22 protein-coding genes are annotated in these 24,720 nt (G+C 39.3%); 15 read left to right on the top strand and 7 right to left on the bottom strand.

What is annotated here, in order from left to right; translation table 11 throughout:
- Positions 1-26: 26 nt before the first annotated feature.
- Positions 27-1,628 (top strand): multicopper oxidase family protein, encoded by a 1,602-nt coding sequence (locus tag KH400_RS15510; protein WP_217226116.1) that lies wholly within the window; start codon positions 27-29, stop codon positions 1,626-1,628.
- Between the two features lie 133 nt (positions 1,629-1,761).
- On the opposite strand, the gene KH400_RS15505 is transcribed toward KH400_RS15510, so the two are convergent.
- The 3 genes from KH400_RS15505 to KH400_RS15495 form a co-directional block, all read right to left on the bottom strand.
- Positions 1,762-2,037 carry a YokU family protein gene (locus KH400_RS15505; protein ID WP_217226114.1) on the bottom strand — a complete coding sequence of 92 codons (276 nt, stop codon included), beginning with the start codon at positions 2,035-2,037 and terminating at the stop codon, positions 1,762-1,764.
- A gap of 101 nt (positions 2,038-2,138) precedes the next feature.
- Positions 2,139-3,530 (bottom strand): lysine 2,3-aminomutase, encoded by a 1,392-nt coding sequence (gene kamA, locus KH400_RS15500; RefSeq protein WP_217226113.1) that lies wholly within the window; start codon positions 3,528-3,530, stop codon positions 2,139-2,141.
- 161 nt (positions 3,531-3,691) lie between these two features.
- Positions 3,692-5,098, bottom strand: coding sequence for a sigma-54 interaction domain-containing protein (locus KH400_RS15495; protein ID WP_217226111.1), 1,407 nt, complete (start codon positions 5,096-5,098; stop codon positions 3,692-3,694).
- A gap of 218 nt (positions 5,099-5,316) precedes the next feature.
- Here KH400_RS15495 and KH400_RS15490 point away from each other — a divergent pair, with 218 nt between their 5' ends.
- The 3 genes from KH400_RS15490 (at position 5,317) to KH400_RS15480 (ending at position 8,453) form a co-directional block, all read left to right on the top strand.
- On the top strand, positions 5,317-6,168 hold the full coding sequence (locus KH400_RS15490) for a DUF3993 domain-containing protein (protein ID WP_217226109.1): 852 nt from the start codon (positions 5,317-5,319) through the stop codon (positions 6,166-6,168).
- Positions 6,169-6,274: 106 nt separating this feature from the next.
- On the top strand, positions 6,275-7,303 hold the full coding sequence (gene curA, locus KH400_RS15485; protein ID WP_217226107.1) for an NADPH-dependent curcumin/dihydrocurcumin reductase: 1,029 nt from the start codon (positions 6,275-6,277) through the stop codon (positions 7,301-7,303).
- A 244-nt stretch (positions 7,304-7,547) separates the two neighbouring features.
- Positions 7,548-8,453, top strand: coding sequence for a proline dehydrogenase family protein (locus tag KH400_RS15480; protein ID WP_217226105.1), 906 nt, complete (start codon positions 7,548-7,550; stop codon positions 8,451-8,453).
- Between the two features lie 289 nt (positions 8,454-8,742).
- On the opposite strand, the gene ric is transcribed toward KH400_RS15480, so the two are convergent.
- On the bottom strand, positions 8,743-9,456 hold the full coding sequence (gene ric / locus KH400_RS15475; protein ID WP_217226103.1) for an iron-sulfur cluster repair di-iron protein: 714 nt from the start codon (positions 9,454-9,456) through the stop codon (positions 8,743-8,745).
- Positions 9,457-9,892: 436 nt separating this feature from the next.
- Between ric and KH400_RS15470 the strand changes: the two genes are divergently transcribed.
- Positions 9,893-10,300, top strand: a complete 408-nt coding sequence (locus KH400_RS15470) for an RrF2 family transcriptional regulator (RefSeq protein WP_217226100.1) — start codon at positions 9,893-9,895, stop codon at positions 10,298-10,300.
- Between the two features lie 349 nt (positions 10,301-10,649).
- Positions 10,650-12,008 (top strand): solute carrier family 23 protein, encoded by a 1,359-nt coding sequence (locus tag KH400_RS15465; RefSeq protein WP_217226098.1) that lies wholly within the window; start codon positions 10,650-10,652, stop codon positions 12,006-12,008.
- Positions 12,009-12,340: 332 nt separating this feature from the next.
- Here KH400_RS15465 and KH400_RS15460 read toward each other — a convergent pair whose 3' ends face one another.
- Positions 12,341-12,538, bottom strand: a complete 198-nt coding sequence (locus KH400_RS15460) for a hypothetical protein (protein WP_217226096.1) — start codon at positions 12,536-12,538, stop codon at positions 12,341-12,343.
- 144 nt (positions 12,539-12,682) lie between these two features.
- Between KH400_RS15460 and KH400_RS15455 the strand changes: the two genes are divergently transcribed.
- On the top strand, positions 12,683-13,480 hold the full coding sequence (locus KH400_RS15455; protein ID WP_217226094.1) for an alpha/beta hydrolase family protein: 798 nt from the start codon (positions 12,683-12,685) through the stop codon (positions 13,478-13,480).
- Between the two features lie 30 nt (positions 13,481-13,510).
- Here KH400_RS15455 and KH400_RS15450 read toward each other — a convergent pair whose 3' ends face one another.
- Positions 13,511-13,660, bottom strand: a complete 150-nt coding sequence (locus KH400_RS15450) for a hypothetical protein (protein ID WP_217226092.1) — start codon at positions 13,658-13,660, stop codon at positions 13,511-13,513.
- Positions 13,661-13,833: 173 nt separating this feature from the next.
- On the opposite strand from KH400_RS15450, the gene KH400_RS15445 reads away from it, so the two are divergent.
- The 3 genes from KH400_RS15445 (at position 13,834) to KH400_RS15435 (ending at position 17,001) form a co-directional block, all read left to right on the top strand.
- The gene (locus tag KH400_RS15445) at positions 13,834-14,325 is read left to right on the top strand and encodes a GNAT family N-acetyltransferase (protein ID WP_217226090.1); all 492 of its coding nucleotides are present in this window, start codon (positions 13,834-13,836) and stop codon (positions 14,323-14,325) included.
- Positions 14,326-14,365: 40 nt separating this feature from the next.
- Entirely contained in the window at positions 14,366-15,295 is a 930-nt protein-coding gene (gene panE, locus KH400_RS15440; protein ID WP_217226088.1) for a 2-dehydropantoate 2-reductase, read from the top strand.
- An 86-nt stretch (positions 15,296-15,381) separates the two neighbouring features.
- On the top strand, positions 15,382-17,001 hold the full coding sequence (locus KH400_RS15435) for an ABC-F family ATP-binding cassette domain-containing protein (protein WP_217226086.1): 1,620 nt from the start codon (positions 15,382-15,384) through the stop codon (positions 16,999-17,001).
- Positions 17,002-17,080: 79 nt separating this feature from the next.
- Here the strand turns inward: KH400_RS15435 and KH400_RS15430 are convergent, their stop codons facing one another.
- On the bottom strand, positions 17,081-17,707 hold the full coding sequence (locus KH400_RS15430) for a DUF6574 domain-containing protein (RefSeq protein ID WP_217226084.1): 627 nt from the start codon (positions 17,705-17,707) through the stop codon (positions 17,081-17,083).
- 311 nt (positions 17,708-18,018) lie between these two features.
- Between KH400_RS15430 and KH400_RS15425 the strand changes: the two genes are divergently transcribed.
- The 5 genes from KH400_RS15425 to KH400_RS15405 all read left to right on the top strand — a co-directional run bounded on the left by KH400_RS15425 (position 18,019) and on the right by KH400_RS15405 (position 24,714).
- The gene (locus tag KH400_RS15425) at positions 18,019-18,351 is read left to right on the top strand and encodes a hypothetical protein (RefSeq protein WP_217226083.1); all 333 of its coding nucleotides are present in this window, start codon (positions 18,019-18,021) and stop codon (positions 18,349-18,351) included.
- 306 nt (positions 18,352-18,657) lie between these two features.
- Entirely contained in the window at positions 18,658-19,845 is a 1,188-nt protein-coding gene (locus KH400_RS15420) for an alpha/beta hydrolase (protein ID WP_312889217.1), read from the top strand.
- A gap of 460 nt (positions 19,846-20,305) precedes the next feature.
- Positions 20,306-20,854 carry a peptide-methionine (S)-S-oxide reductase MsrA gene (msrA, locus tag KH400_RS15415; RefSeq protein ID WP_217226190.1) on the top strand — a complete coding sequence of 183 codons (549 nt, stop codon included), beginning with the start codon at positions 20,306-20,308 and terminating at the stop codon, positions 20,852-20,854.
- A 214-nt stretch (positions 20,855-21,068) separates the two neighbouring features.
- Positions 21,069-23,834, top strand: a complete 2,766-nt coding sequence (locus KH400_RS15410) for a response regulator (RefSeq protein WP_217226081.1) — start codon at positions 21,069-21,071, stop codon at positions 23,832-23,834.
- A 40-nt stretch (positions 23,835-23,874) separates the two neighbouring features.
- Positions 23,875-24,714: a CheR family methyltransferase gene (locus KH400_RS15405; RefSeq protein ID WP_217226079.1), complete on the top strand. Its 840-nt coding sequence runs from the start codon at positions 23,875-23,877 to the stop codon at positions 24,712-24,714.
- Positions 24,715-24,720 lie beyond the last annotated feature (6 nt).

Genomic DNA, 24,720 nt, shown 5'->3' with positions numbered 1-24,720 from the left:
AATAATTTTATAGGGGAGATAAACTGATGAGAAGAAAATCATATTTAATTGGATTGTTACTCGCTTTCGTTTTGATTCTTGGGGCATGTAGTAATGACACTGGGACTGAAAGTGAGGGTTTGGCTGATGTTGAGGAGGAAGTAGTTGAAGAAGTAGCTTCAAACGATAGTTACGAAACTGAAAAAGTTTTTACTATTGAAGCAAAAGAAGCTCATTGGATGTTTAATGACGAGATCATGGATGATATTTGGACATATAATGGAACATTACCTGGGAAGGAAATACGGGTCACAGAAGGTGACCACGTCACCCTACATGTGAAAAACTCTTTGCCAACGGCAACGGCTGTCCACCTTCATGGTTTTCCTGTACCGAATGAAATGGACGGGGTTCCAGGTGTGACACAAAATGCGATTATGCCAGGAGAAGAATTTATGTATGAGTATGTTGCTGATACACCGGGTACTTATTGGTACCATTCACATCAAAAAGGAGCAGAACAAGTTGGGCGAGGACTTTATGGTGCGTTTATCGTCGAGCCGAAAGATCAACCAGCGTATGATTTAGATGAAATAATCATTATTGATGAGTGGTCATCAATGGGGATGGATATGTCTCACGGTGACATGGATCACAGTGATATGAATGACGGGCACATGGACCATGGAGATATGGATCACAGTGATATGAATGACGGTCATATGGATCATGAAGGCATGGCTCACGGTGATATGAACGGTAACGGAATGGGTCATGACCCTGAGATGTCCCACGCGGAGATGATGAGGCTCATGTATGATACACCGTTAATTAATGGGAAAACTGGAGTTCATGTAGAACCATTGGTTGTTGACGAGGGAGAAACAGTTAAGTTACGCTTCCTTAATGCAGGCTTATTTACTCAAACCGTTACGATCCCAGGACATTCCTACAAAATAACGCACTATGACGGGCAAGAAGTGAATGAACCCGAGTGGATTAGTGATGAGGCCTTGCGTATTGCCCCTGCTGAACGTTTTGATGTCGAACTTGAACTAGATAATCCAGGAGCTTGGGGTATACAAGTATTGGCAGAAGATAACAGAGACAATTTAAACATAGCAATTCCGCTTGTATATGCAGGCTATGAAAATGATCAATTGCAAACAGCAGATGCATCTGCTTATTTTGATTTTACAACCTATGGTGAGCCTAAAGATATTGCTGGTAACGTCACAAAAGAATATGATATGCTACTTGAAACTAATGATAACGGTGAAACATTTACGATTAATGGTAAGAAGTTTCCTGACCATGAAATTTATGATGTTGCAGAGGGAGATGTCGTGAAATTTACGATCAAAAACGACACGGATGATGATCATCCAATGCACTTACATGGAGAGTTTTTCAATGTTATTTCAAAAGATGGTCAGCCAATTCAAGGATCACCAATTTTAAAAGATACGTTAAATGTCCGACCAGGTGAGACATATGAAATTGTATTCGAAGCAAAAAATCCAGGCAATTGGTTATTCCATTGTCACGAATTCCATCATGCAAGTGGCGGGATGGTAGCAGAAATTCAGTATGAAGGGTTTGAACAAACGTTCACACCAGATCCGAATGTTCCAAACCAGCCTGAATAATTACTAAAAAGGTGTTTCACTGTTTTATGAAAATAGTAACGGCGTTATATATTTGGTGAAATTACCATATGGATGTTCCAACTACAAATTAAATGTCGGGGTAGGCTGTAGCCTACCCCGACATTTGGTTAATCTAAAACTTAAAATAATTTTTCGCTAGCAGTCGCGGCTGATCCATTAATTCCTGATAGGTAAACGTGTTTGCTAGCTTTTTTATATCAATAAGCATCAGCTGATCTTCAATTTGGTCGATCGTATCTTCGGTTAAATAATGCATCTCGCAATTGCTACAGTGAATCGAAGGGATGTCGCGGATTTCGACAGCGCGTAGTCCATCATGTAGTTCCCAATAGGCGACTTTATCTGTTTTTCTTGCTTCATCTGCTCCGCACCATTCACACCTGATCATAGCACTCACTCCTTTTTATACAGATTCATTGACGTTTCAACGACATAGGATTGTAGATTGATCGTTGCTGTGTGTCTAATGTTGAGGCTATCTAAGTTAGTTTATGAAGATTCATCAGTTGTTGATTGTTGCTTTTTCCATTTTTTCTCGATTAGCTGATCACGTTTTTCGCGTCGATCTTTTAACGACGTATGCGATTCATCACTTTCATATTTTTTTCTGCGATCTAAGCGGGCGACTTTTTCCGGCGTTAAGTTAAATTGTTCATCTTTCATCAGAGCAGTGATCCCAACGGATGGTTTCTCTTCGATTTCATAAACGTTTTTAAAGTAATCATCGGCTCTGCCAGGGACATAATCTTTTGGCTCAGGATACGTGGTAATGACTCCTTCAAAATTACGTAAGACGACTTTATCAGGGCTTTGTGAAATCATGTAGTTCGGCTGCAAGGCGATTTTGCCACCTCCACCTGGAGCATCGACGACGAAGGTAGGAACAGCATATCCAGACGTGTGACCGCGCAATGCTTCGATAATTTCTAACCCTTTTGAAACGGGGGCGCGGAAATGGCTAATTCCTTCTGAGAGATCACATTGGTAAATGTAGTACGGGCGAACGCGAATTTTTACTAGATCATGCATGAGCTTTTTCATAATCGTTGTACTATCATTAATACCAGCTAAGATGACCGCTTGGTTTCCGACAGGTACACCCGAATTGACAAGCATTTCACATGCTCGTTTTGATTCCTCAGTAATTTCAATTGACGTATTAAAATGAGTATTAAGCCAAACCGGATGATATTTCTTTAAGATGTTGCAAAGATTTTCGGTGATTCGTTGTGGGAACACGACTGGGGCACGAGTGCCGATTCGAATAATTTCAACATGCGGGATCGCACGCAGATTTTTTAGGATATATTCTAAAATTTGATCGTTTATGAGTAAGCCATCACCACCGGAAATTAACACATCTCGAACTTCAGGGGTAGAGGCGATATATTCAATCGCACCATCAAGTTGTTTTTTCGGTACGCCCATCCCAATTTGCCCAGAGAAACGTCTGCGAGTACAATAACGACAATACATCGAACATTGATTGGTCACTAAAAAAAGGACACGATCTGGGTAGCGATGGGTCAAGCCTGGTACAGGTGAGTCTTCATCCTCGTGTAGTGGATCTTCGAGATCGTATTTTGTTTTGTGCATTTCCTGTGAGATCGGTACAGATTGCATCCGAATCGGACAGCGTGGATCATCGGGATTCATTAATGAAGCATAATAAGGAGTAATATTTAAAGGAATTGTTTTTGTCGAAATTCGTACCCCCTTTTCTTCCTCTGGAGTTAAGTTAATCACTTTTTTCAGATCATCAACGGTTCGTACAGTATTCGTGAGCTGCCACAACCAGTCATTCCATTGTTCGTCTGTGACATCTTTCCAAAGGTCAATGTCTTTCCAGTGTCGTTTCGGTTTATATAAATCATTAAGCATGAGGATACCTCCTTTTGAAAAGTGAACGCTTTTCACTCTTTTACTATGCAAGGTTTATGCCAAAGAGGGGAAGGAGGGGGAAACCGTATGGTATAAGTGAATCCGTCGATTTGCTTTGTAATGGTATCGGTAAGAAGTGCTCAAAACTTGGCAGTTTGTTTCTAGCGGTTACGTTTCGAGAGTTTGTATTGCAGTGTTTGACGAGGAATATCTAGGAGCTTTGCCGCTTGTTTGATATTACCATTCGTTTTTGTTAACGCTTTTGTGATTAACTCTTCTTCGACGTCAGCAAGAGCCGTGCGTAGTGAGGGGAAAGATTGCAATGATCGTGTTGAAGGTGTAGTAATTTCTTGTAAATGGAGTGGCAAATGCTCTTTTTTTATCGTGTCTCCTTCAACAAGATTCATAGCTGCTTCTATCGTATGTTGGAGTTCTCGTACATTTCCTGGCCATTGGTACGAGTGAAACACGTCCATAACCTCACGATCGATGGAGGTGACAAGTTTATGAAAGCGGAAGTTATACGTCTTGATGAAGTGATCGGTTAAAAGGGTTAAGTCTTCGTAGCGTTCCCGCAATGGGGGGAGATGGAAAGAGACGACATTAATACGATAATACAGGTCTTCGCGAATCTGCTCATTCTTTACACAATCTAATGGTGGGCGGTTGATCGCTGTAATGATCCGCACATCAAAGCGATGGCCTTTTGTGCTCCCAACCCGGCGGACGACACCATCCTGAAGAACCCTCAGTAATTTTGCTTGTATATCCTGTGGCATCGAGTGAATTTCATCGAGAAAAAGAGTACCATTATGAGCTAATTCAAATAAGCCAGGTCGATCAACGGCCCCTGTAAAACTTCCTTTTGTAGTTCCAAAAAGGATCCCCTCTAATAGTGACGGAGGGATCGCTGCACAGTTTTGAGCTATGAAATGTTGTTTCCTTCTTGGTGAAGCATTATGAATCGCTTGGACAAGCAATTCTTTCCCTGTTCCAGTTTCTCCATATACAAGAACAGGGGAAGAGGTTTTAGCGGCTTTTAAGGCAGTTGTTTTCATGTTCAGCAAGGTTTTGTTCGATGTAATAATATCCTGCATATGATAGGTTGCCCCGTTGAAGGGCTGCTGTTCTTGATCAACGGCTGTTGTTTGGTTCGTTGCGACTGCACTTTGAATGTCAAGCAGTTTTTCGGATAGTTGTTTAATTTTGGTTAAGTCTTTCGCCACTTCTAAGGCACCGACAAGCTGATCTTTAACGTAAATAGGGATTGTTGTATTAACGGTGTCTATTAGTTCGCCGCGAATATTTGTATAGGTCTGCTGTTGATGATAAATCGGCTTCCCTGTTTTAACCACTTTCAATAGTGTACTTGTTGAGCGAGTTAATGATGGGAAGACATCGAGGAGGGGCTTTCCGACGACCTCATGTGGGTGGACACCATCATGTTTGGCGGCAATTTGATTGTAATAGATCGTAATGCCGTTGATATCGATTACATGAATGCCCTCATCGATCGTATCGACAATTGCATGTAACATTTCCTTCGTATTGGTATGCTCAACGAACATTGGACTCCCCCTTTCTTGTTGCTTAATCGTTGGCACGTGGTGCCGAATGTTTGGCAGTTCTTTAATACATCTATATGGAGGAAAAGACGTTTTAATCCTTTTATTCATAGGCGACTAGAAAAAGTTGACTAGATTTTTTGAATGTTTTCCAGTGCATTGTCATACATTTTAAATAGAATACATTGGACAGGCTCCAAACGCTGCGAAGGGGGAAATGAATGATGCAGTCGATATCGAAGGTGATCTTCGTTTTAGGATGTTCGTTTATATTTGCTAGCCTATGGACATTCTCAGGAACGGCTCAGGCCGAGACAAAAGAAGAGATGTTTTCTTTTTTACAAGAAGCTTATGAGGCGCAATTGTCATTAGGAGAAACCCATCGCAGTTGGCAAGAGGTAGAAGAGGTGTTACATCCTTTTTTTACGCCAGAGTTTACAGCAAGATTTGCAGATGATCATCTTTTTCATGATGAGAACGGGTATATTAGCTTGGGAACTGATTTTTTTATTACATACATCCCGTTCTATAGTTATGATGATCGTACAAATGTTGCATATGACAGGGCGAATAATCGCTACCTTATCTATGAGTTTTTCCCAGCTCAATATGAAGGTCCGGTTACGTGGGACGATCATTATGAAGTTTTAACAGTCAATGACACGAGCGAAGGATGGAAAATCAGCGATTTACAGTACAGAGAAGATGAGCCTACACATTCAGGTCTTATTGTGACGATTGATGGAGAAACCCAAGACTATCAAGAAGAACCGTTTATAGAAAAAGGGCACACATTCGTACCTTTACGAGCGATCTTTGAGCAACTAGGAACTTTTGTGAGCTGGGACGCTTCAAATCAACAGATAACAGCAGAGGACGGGCATACGTTAATTGAGTTAGAGGTAGGCTCAACGCAAGCGAGTGTCAATGGTCAAGCAGTTGAGATTGAGGCTGTTCCAGTCATTAAGGAAGGACGCACGTTTGTGCCGTTACGCTTTGTGAGTGAAGCCTTTGGAGCTTCAGTGAGCTGGAATCGTCTTAAACAGGAAGTATCCATTCAAACGTTACCGTAAGAATAAACTTGTTCTAGGCAGCCCACCTTTTCACAGGAATTGTGTGTGATTCTGTCAAATGTAATGAAGAAGAGGCTTTTCACTATATTCAGAGAGGAGATATGTTATGACTGAAGTCAATAAACAAATTCAGCTTGCGAAACGACCGAAAGGGTTGCCAACGATGGAGGATTTTAGATTTGTTGAGGGCTCGATACCACGAGCTTGTGAAGGTGAGGTTGTTATTCGGACACTATATTTATCTGTGGACCCTTATATGAGGGGACGTATGAATGATGAGAAATCCTATATCGCTCCGTTTCAGCTCGATGAAGTGATTACGGGTGGTGTGATTGGTGAAGTGGTTGAATCAAGATCAACGCAATTCAAGCAAGGTGATGTGGTTTCAGGAATGCTTGGCTGGCAACAATTTTCCGTTGCTCATGAAAATGAGCTTCGCAAGCTTTCACCAGAGCTTGCCCCGGTAACAACAGCGCTTGGTATATTAGGAATGCCTGGGTTAACAGCCTATTTTGGTTTGCTAGAGATCGGCAAACCTCAAGAGGGGGAAACAGTTGTTGTTTCTGGTGCCGCTGGCGCTGTTGGTTCAATCGTAGGTCAAATTGCCAAGATTAAAGGAGCACGAGTCGTCGGAATTGCTGGGTCTGACGAGAAAATTTCATATTTGCTAGATGAACTCGGTTTTGACGCAGCGATTAATTACAAAACAGAAACGAGTGTGAAAAGGGCGTTACAACACTCTTGCCCAGATGGTGTGGATGTCTATTTTGATAATGTTGGTGGCGAGGTCAGTGATGCAGTGATGCCGCTACTAAATCGTTTCGCGCGTATTCCGCTTTGTGGGGCGATCTCTTCATATAATGCCGCTGGAAAAGATATAGGTCCACGAATTCAGCCATACTTAGTTAAAAATAGTGTTCTCATGCAAGGGTTTATTGTTGCTAATTATCAGGACCGTTTTACAGAGGGGATAAAAGAGTTAGCGACTTGGCTACGTGAAGGAAAATTAACGTATGAAGAGACGATTACGGAAGGGTTCGAAAACATTCCAGATGCGTTTTTAGGACTATTTGAAGGAAAGAACTTAGGAAAACAGCTCGTAAAAGTAGCTGAAGCTAAATATGCTATCTTGTAATTAACTTAGTCACTGACACCTTTTGAACTTGGTTTGATCGAAAGGTGTTTTTGACGTGTAGATCAACGGTTTGCTCAAACTCGTTTTTTTTATCTGTCATAAGGGAGATGACATACTAGAGCGACCTAACGATTCTGATGATGTGAAAAAGTGGAAGGATGAAGGCGCTGACGATAATCGTTAAACGTGTTATCTTAAAGTGTAGGAGAAAAATGCAATCACTGAGAAGTGAAGGAAGGGCATCATGATCGGGAAAATTAGGAAGTCATTATTCTTATCATTAGCAAAAGCAAAGAGACTGCAACGCTTGGGAATGCGAGTGGGTGCCTCACAGGTCGTCGCAGGTGAAACAATTGAGAGCATGATGGCTACCGTAAAGGAAAGACATGCGGAGGGGTTTTCATGCAAGGTTGAGAATATTTGTGAAACCGCTGAAACGAGGTCTGATGCACTCCAAGCTGCCAACCAATGTCTACAGACATTAACATGGATTCAAGATCATCAACTCAATTGTACGTTGGCGATAAAACTAACACAATTTGGGATTGGGATCGATCGATTGCATGCCGTTTCATTACTTAAGCAACTACTTGAAAAAGCGAGTCTAGCACATACAATCATTAGTATTGATATGGAAGATTATTGTGAATATGAGCAAACGCTTCGTGTTTTTAATGAACTACTTGCCTCGTATCCAAACTGTGAGCTCGTTTTGCAAGCAAATGTTAAACAAGTGTATCAAGATGTGAGGACTTTACAGGGTGCGAAGATTTGCTTCGTTAAAGGTGGAAATAAAGAGGATGTCGCTGTAGCGCTTCAACAACAAGACATCATTGATGAGCGCTTTTTTACGATGATTACTCAACGCCTAACAACTAGGAGTTATACTGCAATTGCAACACATGATGCCAATATGATTCGCAAAATCGTTCGTTTTGTCAAGCAGCATAAAATAGCTTCAGATTGTTTTGAATTTCAACTTATGCAAGGATTTAAAACAGAACTTCAAAGGCAATTAATTCGGGCAGGCTACAATGTTCGTATTTATGTTCCATATGGTAAAGAGTGGTATCCCTTTTTTATGAAGCGGTTAGCCCTTCGACCACAAAATCTATGGTATACCATCAAAGGCTTATTTTTAAAATCTTGAACCTCACACGACTGAAGTGACGAGTGTTCTCGTCCTAATCATATGGCGCTGTGTTAAAGCTTAGTGTTGATGCTCGTTGATATTGGGCTCATTTCGTGCGAAACCTTAGTTTCGTACGCCTATCAGGTACTGAAAGGTTGGAAGATATGAATGAAATCATGGAGAAAATTTATTTTCTCATAGGATTTCATTCATATCTCCCATAAAATGAGCCCAATATCAACATTCAACGATAACAGAGCCAATCATAAAAAAGAAGCATGGATGCTCCATGCTTCTCTTTTTATGATTATGCTATCTTTTCATTGAAAATTCGAGGGAAGAGAATGTTATTTTCTAGGTGGACATGTTGAAACATATCTGATTCCAAATCTTCTAGTCTGCGGTAAGTAAGTTGATACGTCATACAAGCTCCTTGAGGAAGCTCAAAGTCATTTGTAACATCTCTAATTTTGCTTAAAATGGCACCAGCTACATCATGTTCACTTTCAAGCTCGGCAATTATCGTACGTAATTTTTCAAGCTTTTCAGGTGTCGGGTTTACCTCATAGTCTTTGATTAACGGAAAGACAGCTTCCTCTTCTTTTTGTAAATGTTCGAGTAATTCATCTTTTAGCTGGAAGAAAAGTTGATGGACATCAGCTAGTTCTGGACGATCACCGCCATGAACACGGTACACCTTTGTTACAAATTGACTTAATGGCGTCAGTTCCTGAGTAAGGTACCCATGATGTTTCTTAACGACATGGTTAATGATGTTTGAATAAGGAGCAGTCGTCCAATCTGTTTTTGTTTGGTTTTCTGCAAACGTTTCATCGTATAGCTTGTCTAATTGCTCTAGAATTTCTTCTTCATTAAGGTTTCTTTCTTCAATTGCTTCTGCGAGTGGACGATTTCCACCACAACAAAAGTCAATTCTATGTTTTTTGAATAAGTCACTTGCTTGAGGTACTTTCGTTACAATGTCGCTTACATTTGTCATTCTTTCAAATCTATGGTTCATAGTATATCCCTCCGTAAAGTTGTCTAATTTATGTATAAGGTGTAGCTCTTATAATGTTAATTTACTAGTAATTTCTGATAAGGTCAGTGACAAACGTCACGAGAGGGAAAGGTAGTTCCCGAGTGACCGACTTTAGGTCATTTTCTTACTAAAATATAAAAAAGGCTTTATTTCCGACAAAACCTATAGTATTATATGGTTAATAAAATTGAAACTGCTAAAAACGTTGCTGATCGGAAAACCGAAGGCTCATACTCACCGACGAGTATGAGCCTTTTGTCGTTTAGTGTGAAAGAGTTCTTAGGTTCCGCTTAGGTGGCTTCTCTAGACCAAGAGAAAGTTCGCTCATGAGGCTAGGGCAAATGATAGGCTTGTTTTATATTAGTGGAATTTGGATGGATATACACATCTATTTGAAATTGGGAGGGGTTGAAACATGGAATACTCAAACAAAGTCAGATACTCGTTACAGGCGCTGTTGTTTTTAGCTCAACACCCTGGAGTGGTTATCCCAGTCGATGAAATTGGTCTGAAAACAGCAGTTCCTGTGCCATATTTAAAGAAAATCCTCGTTGATTTAAAAAGATTAGGTTATGTTCAAAGTCTTCGTGGTTCGAATGGTGGCTATCGAATAATCAGACGCCCGGAACAACTGACAATAGGCGAGGTGATAACGTCCTTAGAAGGAAAACTTCCAAGCTTACTTGAACAAGCAAAGAATAAAGAACCTTATTTACTTATCGGCTTATTTTCTATTGTAGAAGAAACACTACATAAAACATTCGCAACAACAACGTTAGCAGAGCTTCTTGAGGCCTTAGAAAGGGAGCCGGTTGTTGATTAATGATGAGGGAGCTACAACTTTTTATCTTGAAAAAGGAAAAAGTTGTAGCTCCTTTTTTTATAGATGTCGAAATAAACGAAATGAGCTTGATGTTTATGTCTGTTCATCACTAGTTTTGTAGAAATAAGACTAAATATTCTAAAATTTCCAAATAAATATTGATCGCAGTCGGTTGTTCGACTAAACTATTTATGTACTAACCGGTTAGTACTCGAGTGAAGCGTAGATGGACAAGTTTAATGGCTAGTATTATTCCATATACGTGAAATTGAGATTGATGACGTCTCGAAATTTTAAAGTAGCTATACTTTTGTTATCTTTTTAACTATTTTATGGAATGGGGGATCTTATGAGGAAAAAGCGTCCTTACGGTGGAATCCAGCCGGGGATTAAATGGGGCCCTTTTACGATGAGGGTACCAGGTGTTCACGTTGGTTTTTCATGGTCAATAGCGATTCAAGGTGCATTCTTATCACTAGCTACAGGTGGAGCATTGGCTCCGTTAATGATGGAGTTCTTTGCTATACCATTTGAAGTGGCTTGGTCAATGTTGGCAATCCAACTGTTTTGGGTTTGGTCACAGACACTTCTCTTTGGAGATGCTTATACCGCAGGTTGGATTACTCCAGCACTGCCATTAATCATTGTCTTCTTAGGGGGATTTACGCCAGGTCCCGAAGCCGTTCAAGCGATGATCGCTGTAACATTGGTAGTTTCTGTGTTGTTTTTGTTTTTTGGTTTAACCGGGTTGGGGGAAAAATTTAATACGATTATTCCGACCACATTAAAAGCAGGGATCATTATGGGGGCCGCGATTGCAGCTTTTCAATCTGAACTTGATCGCGTGCAGGAGTTACCGTTTACGTTAATTTCAGCGTGGATTGTTGTCTTGGTGTTAATGTTCTCAATCCCATTCTCTAGGTTGCCAAATACAAAAATAAAAGTTCTCATGGTCTCAAATGCGATTCTAGCCGGTTTTATTGTTTCTGCCATCGTTGGTATCGCTTCAGGAGAATTAGCATTTAACATTGAATGGGGAATTTTTGTCCCTCAAATTGGTGAGCTTCTAGCGACAACGTCACCATGGGGGGTAGGTTGGCCATCTCTGTCGATGATCATTGCATCTATTCCTATTTCAATTATGGTCTACGTGTTGGTCTTTGGTGATTTACTTGTGGCTGATACGCTTTTAAAAGAAGCAAATAAAGCAAGAAAAGATGAAACGATTGATGTAAATCATACTCGTACGCATATTTCTTTATTTATCCGAAATATTGGTCAAATGTTCACAGGGGGTGTATTAATCCCACTACATGGTGCGATGTGGACCGGCATTCAAGTGTTCGTGATTGAACGTTATAAATCTAGTAAAAAAGCGATGGATTCTATTTTTACAGGAACGATTAATTGGTATTTATTAGCGTTGCCATTAGTGTTTTTAACACCAATGATTGGAATCATGCTTCCTTTACTTCCTGTAGCGCTGTCATTGACTCTTTTGCTAACAGGATTTGCTTGTGCGTATGTTGCCATGGGGATGGTGACTGATAATGTCTCACGAGGATTAGCTTTAGCAATTGGGATGTTAACTGCCATTCAAGGCCCTGCTTGGGGGATTGGGGCTGGTGTCCTCTTATATTTTATTCTCATAGGCAAAAAGCGTATTTATGAACCTTCCTCAGAAGAAGATGAGCAAAAGTCGGCGTAAAATCATAGGTGGTCAAAAGTAGATTGAGTGATTATGAGTGTTTCAAAGATATGTGACGAAAAGGGCTAGCTAAAGTGTAGTCCTTTTTTGATGGAAAAGGGGATCGAATGCGCAAGCAACGTTATGATTAATCGAGAAGCATACTATCCAGAACAATTTGAACTTCTTTTGGATGAAGTGGAAGTGCTCGAAAATGCTTTGGTATTGCTAGGCTTTCCTAAAATAACGAAGTAAGGCTGTCCCAAAAAATCTTATCTCTGCAGGATTTAGGCCATATGACATGGTAGAGGTGATGTTCATTGACATTTGGGACAGCCGTTTTTTGCTACTAATTAACGTTCTTCAAAGAATGATTCGATTTTCTTTTCCTCTTGATGATCAACCGTTGATTTTCGCACATATGGATTATCTGTAAGTGGAGATGGTTGATCAAGGTTTGTTTTCATTGCAAAAATTGGTTGCTTGGGCCGTTCTCGTATCACGCGGTCCGTTAATTGTTTGAAATCAGGATTTTGTTTATTCGTTGCCACGATATTTCACCTCCATGATTAGCTTAAATAACTCGACCTTGATTTATGTGTGAAAATATAGGTTGACGTCTTTGTAAGACAAGTTTATACTTAATACCAAGTAAACTAATAAGAATTGTAAAGAATGGTAGGAGGCTGTACAATATGGCGACAAAGAATATACAGGTTGATGTCAATGGAAAAGGATTAGCGGGAGTTTTACACGTTCCAAATCAAAATGAAAACAATAAGGTACCAGTGATTATCTTCGTGCACGGCTTTGTAGGTAGTAAGGTTGGGGAACATCGTCTATTTGTAAAAGCAGCACGTTACTTTGTCGACCATGGATATGCGGTTCTTCGTTTTGATTTTAGTGGCTGTGGAGAAAGTGACGGCGATTATGGTGAAGTTACGTTAACGAACCAAATAAATGAATTGAAGGCAATGATTGATGTGGCGACAAACGAATCATTGCTAGATGGTGACCAAATCACAGTTATTGGTCATAGCTTGGGAGGAGCTGTTTCAGCACTTACCTCTGCGCAAGATCAACGCATTCAGCGATTAATGCTATGGTCGCCAGTAGCAAGACCATATGAGGACATTACTCGTATTACTGGTAAACAAGCGGTTAGAGTGGCAAAGAGAGTGGGAAGTTTTGATTATTTAGGTTTTTCACTTCGTCATGAATTCTTTGCTGATTTGAAAAAACATGCCCCTTTAGTAGCGATCCGTTCTTATCATGGACCGGTGGGTGTCATTCATGCAGATGATGATGAACAAGTTCCAAAAACAAATGCTGCTGATTATGTTAAGGCATTAGAGCAAGGGAGAACTGAGTCTGTTATCAAAGATTACATCGCTACTGCTGATCATACATTTTCAGGTTATTCGTATGAAAACGAATTATTTTCAAAATCGTTAGCGTGGCTGAGGCAAACAACGACTACCCTTACCCGATAACGGTCATTCTGATTCGATGCAACGGTCAGGTTAAGTACGTGGCCGATCTCCGCTTTTCCTCGATTTATCAACGATTTCGTTAGTCACGTTGTTAAGCAACGATTGCTTCTCATCTTCATTAATGATCCCTAATTTTGAACAAAGGTGAGCGTACATCACTAAACGTTTATGTTTCCCCATTGTTCTACTCCCTCCTGTGATTGTTTACTATAGCATATGCATGGCCGCTTAAAAAGTTTCCTTCGGTAAACTTTTTTTATGCTGGTGAAAAAGAACGTTGTTTCAAACACTTTTGGAGAATTATTCTGTTTTCTGGTGAATTTTGCTAAAATGACAGGTAGAGGAGGGGCTAGATGAACATAATCAACATAACGTCTGAGGTGGAGTGCAAACAAGCATATAACGTTGAAAAATCTTCGTATCGAGATGATATTGCTGCATCAATGGATGCATTCTCGTATCGATTTGAACATTTTCGTGATTTCTTTTTTATTGCAAAGGACCGAGGAGAAGTCATCGGTGTAACTAATGGCGTCAGAACGGCTGAACCCAATGTAGCGGATGATCGCATGAAGGGTGAAGGGGGTGAACCTGCACGAGATGGAGATTATTTCGTCATTTTAACGGTAGCTGTAAAACCGTCAGAACGACGCAAACAGATCGGTTCAAAACTTGTGCAACACGTCATTTCCGAGGCAAGAAAACATCAGTTAAAAGGAATTTTGCTCATGTGTGAAAAACACCTTATTGAGTTTTATGGTGCCCTTGGTTTTACATACATGAAACCATCGTCATCCTCACACGGTGGCGTGCACTGGCACGAGATGCAATATCAGTTACAATAAATAAAGAGGGATAAGACTAAATTTGAAGGGAGAGGGATCTATGCGTGTATTAGTGTTAGGTGCAGGAGCTGTTGGTGGCTATTTTGGAGGACGTTTAGTTGAAAAAGGGGAGGATGTAACCTTCCTTGTACGTGACAAGCGCAAGGCGCAGTTAGATCACCATGGGTTAGTGATCAATAGCATCCATGGAGATGTACGTCTTCAACCAAAAACATTGCTGGCAAGTGAGAAAGAGGAACCATTTGATGTCATCTTGTTAGCGACGAAGGCTTATCATTTAGATGAAGCGATAAAAGCTGTGAAACCGTATGTAAATAGCCATTCCATTATCCTTCCATTATTAAATGGGATTGGTCACTTACAGACGTTAAAGGAAGCCTTTGATCACCAACAAGTGATCGGTGGCTTATGTTTTATTGAGTCTACGTTAAATGAAAAAGGAGAGATCGTTCAAACAAGTGGTACGCATAAACTAACGTATGGGGAATTTAGCGGTGAAAAGACGACTCGTGTTCAAGCATTAGAAACGCTATTTTCTACCGCCAATGCGACATTTGAGTTGAGTGATACGATTGAACAAGACTTATGGCATAAGTACCTTTTTATTACAACGTTATCTGGGATGACAACCCTCATGCGTTCAGCGACAGGACCAATTCTTGAAACGGAATATGGTCGTGACATTTCAAAACAGCTATTTGCTGAAGTTGCATCGATCATGCGTGCCGTACAAGCACCACTTGCATCGGAAATTGAGGAAAAACAATTTCATCTGCTAACAAAACAAAGTTATACAATGAAGGCCTCCATGCTTCGTGATATCGAAAAGCATACACCAATTGAAGCTGATCACATACAAGGCTATTTGTTAGAGTTAGCACGTACGTATCACGTTAAAGCTCCACTTTTAGAAGTCGTTTATACACACCTTAAGGCGTATGAAATTAACCGAAAAAATGAAAGTAAGTAGGGTTTACATAGCTTTAGTTACTTTCCATACATAAAGCATGTTATAATGAACGTGCTATAAATGAACATTGGAGGAATATTAATTATATGATTAGTACGAGTGGTGTTAGTCTTCGTTACGGAGACCGCAAATTATTCGAGGATGTAAATATTAAATTTACACCAGGAAATTGTTACGGCTTAATTGGTGCCAATGGCGCAGGGAAGTCAACGTTTCTAAAGATTTTATCAGGGGAGATTGAGCCAAACAAAGGAGAAGTTATTATTACTCCTGGTGAGCGGTTAGCAGTTTTAAAGCAGGACCACTTCCAATATGATGACGAACAGGTCTTACAAACGGTTATCATGGGGCATGAACGTTTGTATGAGATCATGCAAGAAAAGGACGCGATATATGCAAAGCCGGACTTTTCCGATGAAGACGGCATTCGTTCAGCAGAATTAGAGGGAGAGTTTGCTGAATTGAACGGTTGGGAGGCTGAATCAGAAGCTGCGATTTTACTTTCAGGGCTAGGAATTCCTGACGAGCTTCATGATAAACAAATGAAAGAGCTTCCTGGAGCTGAAAAGGTCAAGGTCCTACTTGCCCAAGCGTTGTTTGGTAAGCCAGAGATTTTACTATTAGACGAGCCTACGAACCACTTAGATATAAAAGCAATCATGTGGTTAGAAAACTTTTTAATGAACTATGAAAATACAGTCATTGTAGTTTCACATGATCGTCACTTTTTAAATAAGGTTTGTACACACATTGCTGATCTCGATTTCGGTAAAATTGAACTTTATGTTGGAAACTACGACTTTTGGTATGAATCTAGTCAATTGGCATTAAAGATGGCTCAAGAAGCCAATAAGAAAAAAGAAGAAAAAATTAAAGAACTACAAAACTTTGTCGCTCGTTTTAGTGCAAATGCGTCAAAGTCAAAACAGGCAACTTCTAGAAAGAAGCTTTTAGAAAAAATTTCACTTGATGACATTAAACCATCGTCACGTCGCTACCCGTTTGTTAATTTTACTCCAAATCGAGAAATTGGAAATGATTTGCTTTTGGTTGAAGGCTTGACGAAAACGATTGATGGTGAAAAAGTTCTTGATAATGTTAGCTTTCGTATGACGAAAGACGATAAAATTGCGTTCGTTGGTCGTAACGAAATTGCGATTACAACGCTATTTAAAATCTTAATGGGTGAACTTGAGCCGGATAGCGGTAGTTATAAGTGGGGCATTACAACTTCACAAGCGTATTTTCCAAAGGATAATTCGAAATACTTTGATGGTGTTGACTTAAACCTAGTTGATTGGCTACGTCAATACTCACCGGAAGATCAGAGTGAGAGCTTTTTACGCGGATTTTTAGGGAGAATGTTGTTCTCTGGTGAAGAAGTTAAAAAAGAAGCGAGCGTCTTATCTGGTGGTGAAAAAGTTCGTTGTATGCTATCAAAAATGATGTTAAGTGGTGCGAATGTCCTTCTTCTTGATGACCCAACGAACCACCTTGATCTAGAGTCAATTACAGCTTTAAATAATGGGTTAATTAGCTATAAAGGGTCAATGCTATTTACTTCGCATGACCATCAGTTCATTGAAACGATCGCCAACCGTATCATTGAATTGACTCCGAATGGTCTAGTTGATAAACAAATGAGTTATAACGAATACATTGAAGATGAAAGCTTACAAAAAGAAGTAGAAGCTATGTATAGTTAACAAGGAAGAGTGTAGATTTTATCGTCTACACTCTTTTTTAAGTGGTTATGGAAATTTCACGTATCATATTTAATGTAATTTAAAACATTTGAAGCAATGATTGTAGAAAGAGTGGAGTGATAGGGTCAGAGGTTGACGTAAACCATAATCCAAGAAGAACATAGAGTGCGAGTGTCGCATAGATAGGGTCTAACCCCGTTTTGAATGGGGCTTTAAATGAGTGCATCGTGTAGGCAATGGCAACTAAAACATGTAGCAATGCAAGAAATAGACAGAAGGTGCTGAGGGTTGACATCGTTAGTAACTGAAACAACAGACTGATTGCCGTGAAAAAAATAGACACGTTTAAAAATGATCCGAATCTAGCGAGCACATCACCAAAATGATAATCAGTTTTCATGAGGCGGATGAATACAAGGATTGTTAGACATAAAACGAAGAAAAAAGAAATGTGATAAACAAATGGAATAATTATGGTTGCAGGTAGTGTGTCAACGAGTGATTGTGTCGTATTCGAATGATTTTGAACTAAGGTGAGTATAGGAATTAATATTGAAACGATTAATAGAGACGTAATACCATAGTGTTTGTCTTCACCTGTTACGTCTTGACAAAATAGCATTGGCCTTTTAATTGAGCGCATAAAAAAACGGGGATACCCGCTGTTTTTTTTCAATCTAGCTGTAGTTGAACCTTGACCATTCATTTGAACCTCCTCTATGTGGCGATCTCATGTTAGTTTGCCATGAAACTGGCTTAGAGAGAACCATACAATCATTAAGAATATAATACATAGGTAATGAAATTATTACCTCTTGACGGATTTTTTGTGCGAAGTGAATAGAAACGAACAAGTTTTATCAAGTACATAGATAAAAGGACTAAATCATTTAGATTCATCGATAAAATACTTTTGATTTTAGTGTTCGAGGTATGGCAAAATAGAGAGAGAAGTCTTTTTAGCAATTATAGTGTTTATAGGTATGTCTTATAATCTAAAGTTGGGGAGTGATTGTTGTGAACCGAGATTTTTCAGAATTTTTTGAGGGGAAAATAAATGAGGCGAAGGTACATTTTGAACGGACTGTTGATTGTAAGCATACGGAGTTTGATGATTTATATCCATATATGGCTGAGCAACCGCAGTTCTTTTGGTATAAGCGTTATGTCGCTTGGCAGGAACTTCTAACGGTTGTGAAATTAGCAAAAGAGTTAGATTTAGAGATTGACCACCAGTTTACAAAGAGGCAACGAGAATATATTGAGGAAAAAGTGTTAGATGCTAAGGTGTTAGATAATTGGTATGAGGAAGCACCTTCGGAATCAGAGGAACAACACGAAGAAAGTTAAATATGATTTGTAAATAAAAAGGGAAAGATTGCTGTATACTATGCAGGCAACCTTTCCCTTTTTTGTTTTTTTAATAAAGAAGGGAATGAAGGATCTAGGGGTGGAGAAAAATACACATTTTATAAATATTCCTTTACGAAATATATCAAGCTTATTTCTGTGAATGTATTAGCTCTTTCTCATCCTGATCAGTTAGAATGTGCACTGATGCAGCCTTTATTGATGTTACGAATAGTTATTTAGATATAACAAATTATAAAACAGTATATCGTCCAAATTAATCGAATTATTGTTAAGAGGGGGAAAGTGCTGTCTTATTTGACAGCAAGTGCTATGGTGAAGAGAAGTTTACTATTTGTACTTATCATGATCTTTATTACGATATTCGCTGTTTTTGTATACATACAACAATGGGCTTCAACTGATCATGGAAAGCTTCCTGCAAAAACGGCAGTGATTCTACATGCGATAAATAATCAGCTTGTACCTCTTGATCCTGATATTCTTCCTGACCGACTTCTTACCAAGAGGTCAAAGGGGCAGCCAACAATGGTTCAAGAAGATCAGAGCATTTCAGTTTCAGATGGCAGTCAAATTCCGGTTCGTATCTACCGACCGCTTGGAAAAGAACAGGTACCGATTATCATGTATTATCATGGCGGCGCCTTTATGGAAGGCTATGGGAACATTCATACTCATCATAGTATTACTCGTGCTCTGTCTCGACAAACAGGGTGTATCGTCATTTCAGTTGGATACCGTGTCGCTCCTCACTATGTGTTTCCAACGGCTATTGAAGATAGTTATGAGGCTTTAAAATGGGCACATGAACATGCCGGTGAATTGGGAGGAGATCCATCTCAGATGGCCGTTGTCGGTGATAGTGCAGGAGGTAATATTGCTACCGTCGTGGCGACAATGGCACGTGATCGTAACGGTCCAGATCTTAAAGCACAAGCATTATTTTACCCGTTAACGACATTTAAAGATATTGAAAATGAATCTAGGCAAGCCTTTGATAGTGGATATTTCCTCTTATCAAGAAGTGTTATGGAACTAGCACGTGAGTCTTATACTCCAGATAAGGTGATGTGGCTAAACCCATATACATCACCATTGGAGGCAGAGGATTTATCAAATCTACCGCCAGCTTTGGTAATTACAGCCGAATTTGATCCTTTACGTGATGAAGGGGAAGCCTATGCAGAAAAACTTTCCGAGGCTGGTGTTGCTGTCAGAGCATCACGTTACCTTGGCGTGATGCATGCATTTATTTCGTTCCATGATATTATGCAGAGCGGCCGTGCAGGTTTAGCTGAAACAGCGGGTTTTTTAACTGATGCGTTTGAAAATGGTATAGATCATGAACCTTTGACTATCCAAGTTAAACAACATCCATCAGGATTGAATCGGGTACGAGATGATACCGAAGCCTTTTTAATGGGAGCGTATTTACTCGGTAAAAGTGGTATGAATGCGTTTACTGGTTTCTAGTCATACAAGGGGTGGAGCTTGGACTTTTCACACTAACACGTGTAGATCTAGTTTAACCTAGCTGATAATACGCCTGTCATTATACAGGCATCTCCCCTTGTTTGAATGATTAGGTTTTAAATTTTTGTACCTCATATTGGAATTCTTTGGCTTTTCTTTGAGGTCGACCGAGTTTGATTGGAGTTTTTCCATTTTATTGTGTTGCTCTTGTGTTGTTGTATGAGTATCGGATGTTAATCTTGCTGTTTGTTTCGGAATCATTGAAATGTTTTCAACTTCAACTAGGATAGCTTCAGAAGTTTGTTTGAGGGTTGTAAATACGAGCAACAATTCCTCTGTATTCTGTTTAAAGGAAACACCTTGAAAGTGGGGATCAATCTATTGAGCAATGAAAGCTATGTCTAGTATAATAAGAGGATCATTGTAACAATTGGGTGATAGGAAAGGGAAGGGAAGGAAAATGGCGCAGGACAGCAAGGAAAAGTATCAAAAAGCAATATTTGCTGGAGGTTGTTTTTGGTGTATGGTACAACCCTTTGATCAACAAGAGGGCATTATAAATGTCGTTTCGGGTTTTTCCGGTGGTTACACTGAATATCCAACCTATGAAGAAGTACAAACGGGGACAACAGGCCATTATGAGGTCGTTGAGATCACATTTGACCCGAAGCGTTTTCCGTATGAAAAATTGTTGGATTTATATTGGGCTCAGATTGATCCGACCGATCCAGGTGGTCAATTTCATGATCGTGGTGATATGTATCGTACGGCAATTTTTTATGAGAATGAGCAGCAGCGAATCTTAGCGGAGGCTTCAAAGAAAAAAATCGAGCAAGAGGGACGCTTTCAGAAACCGATTGTTACAGACATTTTACCAGCCAAACCATTTTATCCAGCAGAAGATGTTCATCAGGACTTTTATAAAAAGAATCCAGAAGAATACGGTGAGGATCGTAAAAAATCGGGTCGTGATAAATTTATAAATCAATATTGGCAGAAAAAAATGTAGGGCTCATTTGTTGCTCTACATTTTTTTATAAGAAAAAGTACGTTTCTCTTAATTTTTATGGAATTTTTTAGCTAAATATAGTATGATTTTTGTCAGATAGTAAGGAATTTTCAGTTAAAAAAATGAACTTTTAAGTAAAAAGCTTTATGAGGGAATCATTTAGGTGCTAAAGCAAGTAACATTGACATTAATATTTAGGGAAGGTTGGCTGTAGATGAAATACCAAACGAAGTTAATTATTGGATTTGCTAGTTTGTTAATCATCATTATGATTCTAGGGTTAAGCTATTATTCTACCTTACAGCAACAAAATAAGTTTCTAGAAGAGATTGTAACCGAGCATTATGAACGTGTTCGTCTAGCGAATTTATTTCAAGCGGAAACAAACACGACGGGCCGGTTGGTACGTGAATTACTCTTAAAGGAAACAAACGAAATCACACCTGCAGAATATGAGGTCATTGAAGAATCAAGAAATCAGTCCCTAGAAGCAATAACTGAACTCAGCCAATTCAATAATAATGAGACACATGAGCTAGTAACTGGGTTACAAGAAATTCACTCAGAGTATGATGCAATTGTTAATACTGTACTTAATTTGATTAGGGAAGAACGACAAGAAGAGGGTACTCAGCTATTAATTGGTGACAACATCGACCTTCTGCGTAATTTAAGTGATGACTTTTTTGAATTAGTGAATGTTGAAGAACGAGCGATGTATGAGGTATTAGATGAAGCTAGTCATATGAATTCTGTTGCAGTTAATAGCATGATCGCATTAATTGTTGCCTGTTTTCTCATTGGTATTGTTGTGACGTTCTGGGTCGTACGAAGCATTAGTAGAAATATCAATCATGTTAGTAATGTCTTAACAAGTGCGATTACAAGGACCGATCAACAGCTACCAAGGGCAGAGGTTATTACCAAAGATGAAATCGGTGAAATTGCAACAGCCTATAACGAGCTCGCGAATGCACTAGAAGATCATATGGAGAAGGAAAATCGATTGAAGGAAACCATGAAGGAGGACAACTGGGTAAAAACAAAGTTAACCGAAATTACGACCGCAAACCAAGGGGAGCAAAACTTAGAATCGTTTGCAAAGGCATTTATCACTAAAGTTACGCCAATCGTTGGGGCAACGTATGGTGTTGTTTATAGTAAACCGGAGGATGAAGATGTTTATTACAAGCTTGCTGCATACGCAGATGATGAGCTGTCTAGCACCTCAAAGAGCTTCCGTTACGGACAAGGATTAGTCGGGCAATGCGCTGCCGAGAGCAAAGAGATTGAGTTGCACTCGATTCCGAAAAACTATGTCAAAATAAGTTCGGGACTAGGGAGTGCTGAGCCTCAACATTTGCTTATTTTGCCTGTTGAATTCGAAGGGGATGTTCTAGCAGTTATTGAATTAGCTTCATTTGAGGCTATTCAACCGTTGCAACGTAGGTTTTTACAACAGTTGCTTGGTCCAATTAGCATCATGATGAACCGAATTGTGGGCCATATGAAAATTGAAAAGCTTCTTTCTGAATCACAAGCATTAACCGAAGAACTGCAAAGCCAGTCTGAAGAACTTCAGCAACAGCAAGAAGAATTAAAAATGTTTAATGAGCAGTTAGAAGAACAATATAAAAATTCTGAAGAGAAAACAAAAGAGTTAGAAAGAATAAAAGCGGATCTTGAGGAAAAGAATGGACAAGTCGAGCTTAGCTCGCGTTATAAGTCCGAGTTTTTAGCCAACATGTCCCACGAATTAAGAACACCATTAAATAGTATGTTGATCCTTTCGCAAATGCTAACTGAAAATCAGGAAGGAAATCTTTCTAAGAGACAAGTGGAATATGCACATACGATTTATACGTCTGGAAAAGATCTCTTAGATTTAATTAATGATATTCTCGATTTGTCAAAGATTGAGTCAGGAAAAGTAGATGTCTATCCGGAAGAAGTCATGTTAACCGATATTCAGGCCTTTGCAAAAAGGCAGTTTAATCCGGTTGCTCGCCAAAAAGGTTTAGACTTTACGATTTCGACGGATGAAGAAGCACCGAAAATTATTTTCACTGATGATCAACGTTTAAAACAAATTTTGAAGAATTTGTTATCCAATGCGTTTAAGTTTACAGAAAAAGGGCGTATAAAACTTCATTTTGGAAAAGACAATCAGCGGATGGAAACGATTCAGACAGATGGGTCAAATGTAGGAATGTTTACAATTACTGTCATTGATACAGGGATCGGCATTCCAGCAGAAAAACAAACAGCGATCTTTGAAGCTTTTCGACAAGCGGATGGAACGACAAGCCGTAATTTTGGAGGAACAGGCTTAGGGCTTTCAATTTGTCGAGAACTTGTTCATTTGTTAGGTGGGACGATTGAAGTCAAAAGTATGGTTGGAGAGGGAAGTACGTTTACTGTGGCCATCCCAGAATCAATATCTTCAGCCGAGTATGTAGCAGCTGAAGAAGTTGCCGCAACTGTTTTAGAAGAAGAGGACACTCAAGCGGAAAGCACAACTGAGAACGATGCCTCATCTGGTGATGATGAAGAACAGGACCAGGACAAGGATCTACTTGAAGAAAAGCAGAAGTGCCGTGAAATATTAGAAGATAAGCAAGTATTAATCGTCGATGATGATATGAGAAATGTGTTCTCATTAACGACAGTATTTGAATCTCAAAAAATGGATGTTGTTTTTGCTGAAAACGGTAAAGAGGCGATTGAGGTGTTACAAAAAACTCCTGATATAGATATTGTCTTAATGGATATTATGATGCCTGAAATGAATGGTTATGAAGCGATGCAAGAGATACGAAAAATTCCTGAATTCCAAACACTTCCGATTATTGCGCTCACAGCAAAGGCAATGAAAAATGATCGTGAAAAATGTATTGAAGCTGGTGCTTCGGATTATATCAGTAAGCCAGTTAACCTAGATCAGCTCTTTTCATTAATTCGAGTTTGGCTTTATAAATAGGTGGTGATTAGTTATCGAAGATATAGAGGTAAAGGTAACGGTGAATCAATTGGTGGATGAGGACTTAGAAAAAATTGAAATTGAGTTGTTGCTTGAAGGGATATACCGGCATTACGGCTTTGATTTTCGCAATTATGCTTATTCTTCGATCAAGCGAAGAATCCATCATCGTCTTCAGGCTGAGAAACTATCGAGTATTTCAGAACTTCAGGGGGCTGTTCTCCATAATTATGCGCTTATGGAGAGATTACTAGATGATTTCTCTATTAATGTAACAGAAATGTTTCGTGACCCTGGATTTTTTAAATCATTCCGCCTAAACGTTGTTCCGATCTTGAAGAAATACCCATTCATAAGGATTTGGCATGCTGGATGTTCATCGGGTGAGGAAGTTTATTCGATGGCTATTCTGTTATATGAGGAAGGGCTGTTTGAGAAAACAATCATATACACGACCGATATTAATGAAAAAATACTCGCCAAGGCAAAGAAAGGCGAATTTCCATTGCATTTAATGAAAAAGTATACTCAAAATTATCATCAAGCAGGGGGGAAAACGGCATTCTCAGAGTATTATACGGCAACCTCTGAACGAGTCGTTTTCCATCCTTTCCTAAAAAAGAACATTGTTTTTGCTCATCATAATTTAGCGACAGATCATTCGTTTAACGAATTTCACGTTATTATTTGTAGAAATGTCATGATTTATTTTAACCAAACGCTTCAAAATCGAGTTTTTCATTTGTTTCATGATAGCTTGAGTTCATCAGGATTTTTAGGGTTAGGAAACAAAGAAACGTTACAGTATACAAACTATGCTGATAAATATGAGGAAATTGATGGTGACGAAAAAATATATCGAAAAATCAAGAAGTGTTGACAATGG

This window comes from Desertibacillus haloalkaliphilus (assembly GCF_019039105.1).
Classification (GTDB): Bacteria; Bacillota; Bacilli; order Bacillales; family KJ1-10-99; genus Desertibacillus; species Desertibacillus haloalkaliphilus.
This window is presented reverse-complemented; position numbering and strand designations above follow the sequence as displayed.

Bases quoted from the DNA above. Each gene is read 5' to 3' on its own strand.
- KH400_RS15510 (WP_217226116.1), top strand. From the start codon at position 27: ATGAGAAGAAAATCATATTTAATTGGATTGTTACTCGCTTTCGTTTTG.
- KH400_RS15505 (WP_217226114.1), bottom strand. From the start codon at position 2,037: ATGATCAGGTGTGAATGGTGCGGAGCAGATGAAGCAAGAAAAACAGAT.
- kamA (WP_217226113.1), bottom strand. From the start codon at position 3,530: ATGCTTAATGATTTATATAAACCGAAACGACACTGGAAAGACATTGAC.
- KH400_RS15495 (WP_217226111.1), bottom strand. From the start codon at position 5,098: ATGTTCGTTGAGCATACCAATACGAAGGAAATGTTACATGCAATTGTC.
- KH400_RS15490 (WP_217226109.1), top strand. From the start codon at position 5,317: ATGATGCAGTCGATATCGAAGGTGATCTTCGTTTTAGGATGTTCGTTT.
- curA (WP_217226107.1), top strand. From the start codon at position 6,275: ATGACTGAAGTCAATAAACAAATTCAGCTTGCGAAACGACCGAAAGGG.
- KH400_RS15480 (WP_217226105.1), top strand. From the start codon at position 7,548: ATGATCGGGAAAATTAGGAAGTCATTATTCTTATCATTAGCAAAAGCA.
- ric (WP_217226103.1), bottom strand. From the start codon at position 9,456: ATGAACCATAGATTTGAAAGAATGACAAATGTAAGCGACATTGTAACG.
- KH400_RS15470 (WP_217226100.1), top strand. From the start codon at position 9,893: ATGGAATACTCAAACAAAGTCAGATACTCGTTACAGGCGCTGTTGTTT.
- KH400_RS15465 (WP_217226098.1), top strand. From the start codon at position 10,650: ATGAGGAAAAAGCGTCCTTACGGTGGAATCCAGCCGGGGATTAAATGG.
- KH400_RS15455 (WP_217226094.1), top strand. From the start codon at position 12,683: ATGGCGACAAAGAATATACAGGTTGATGTCAATGGAAAAGGATTAGCG.
- KH400_RS15450 (WP_217226092.1), bottom strand. From the start codon at position 13,660: ATGGGGAAACATAAACGTTTAGTGATGTACGCTCACCTTTGTTCAAAA.
- KH400_RS15445 (WP_217226090.1), top strand. From the start codon at position 13,834: ATGAACATAATCAACATAACGTCTGAGGTGGAGTGCAAACAAGCATAT.
- panE (WP_217226088.1), top strand. From the start codon at position 14,366: ATGCGTGTATTAGTGTTAGGTGCAGGAGCTGTTGGTGGCTATTTTGGA.
- KH400_RS15435 (WP_217226086.1), top strand. From the start codon at position 15,382: ATGATTAGTACGAGTGGTGTTAGTCTTCGTTACGGAGACCGCAAATTA.
- KH400_RS15430 (WP_217226084.1), bottom strand. From the start codon at position 17,707: ATGAATGGTCAAGGTTCAACTACAGCTAGATTGAAAAAAAACAGCGGG.
- msrA (WP_217226190.1), top strand. From the start codon at position 20,306: ATGGCGCAGGACAGCAAGGAAAAGTATCAAAAAGCAATATTTGCTGGA.
- KH400_RS15410 (WP_217226081.1), top strand. From the start codon at position 21,069: ATGAAATACCAAACGAAGTTAATTATTGGATTTGCTAGTTTGTTAATC.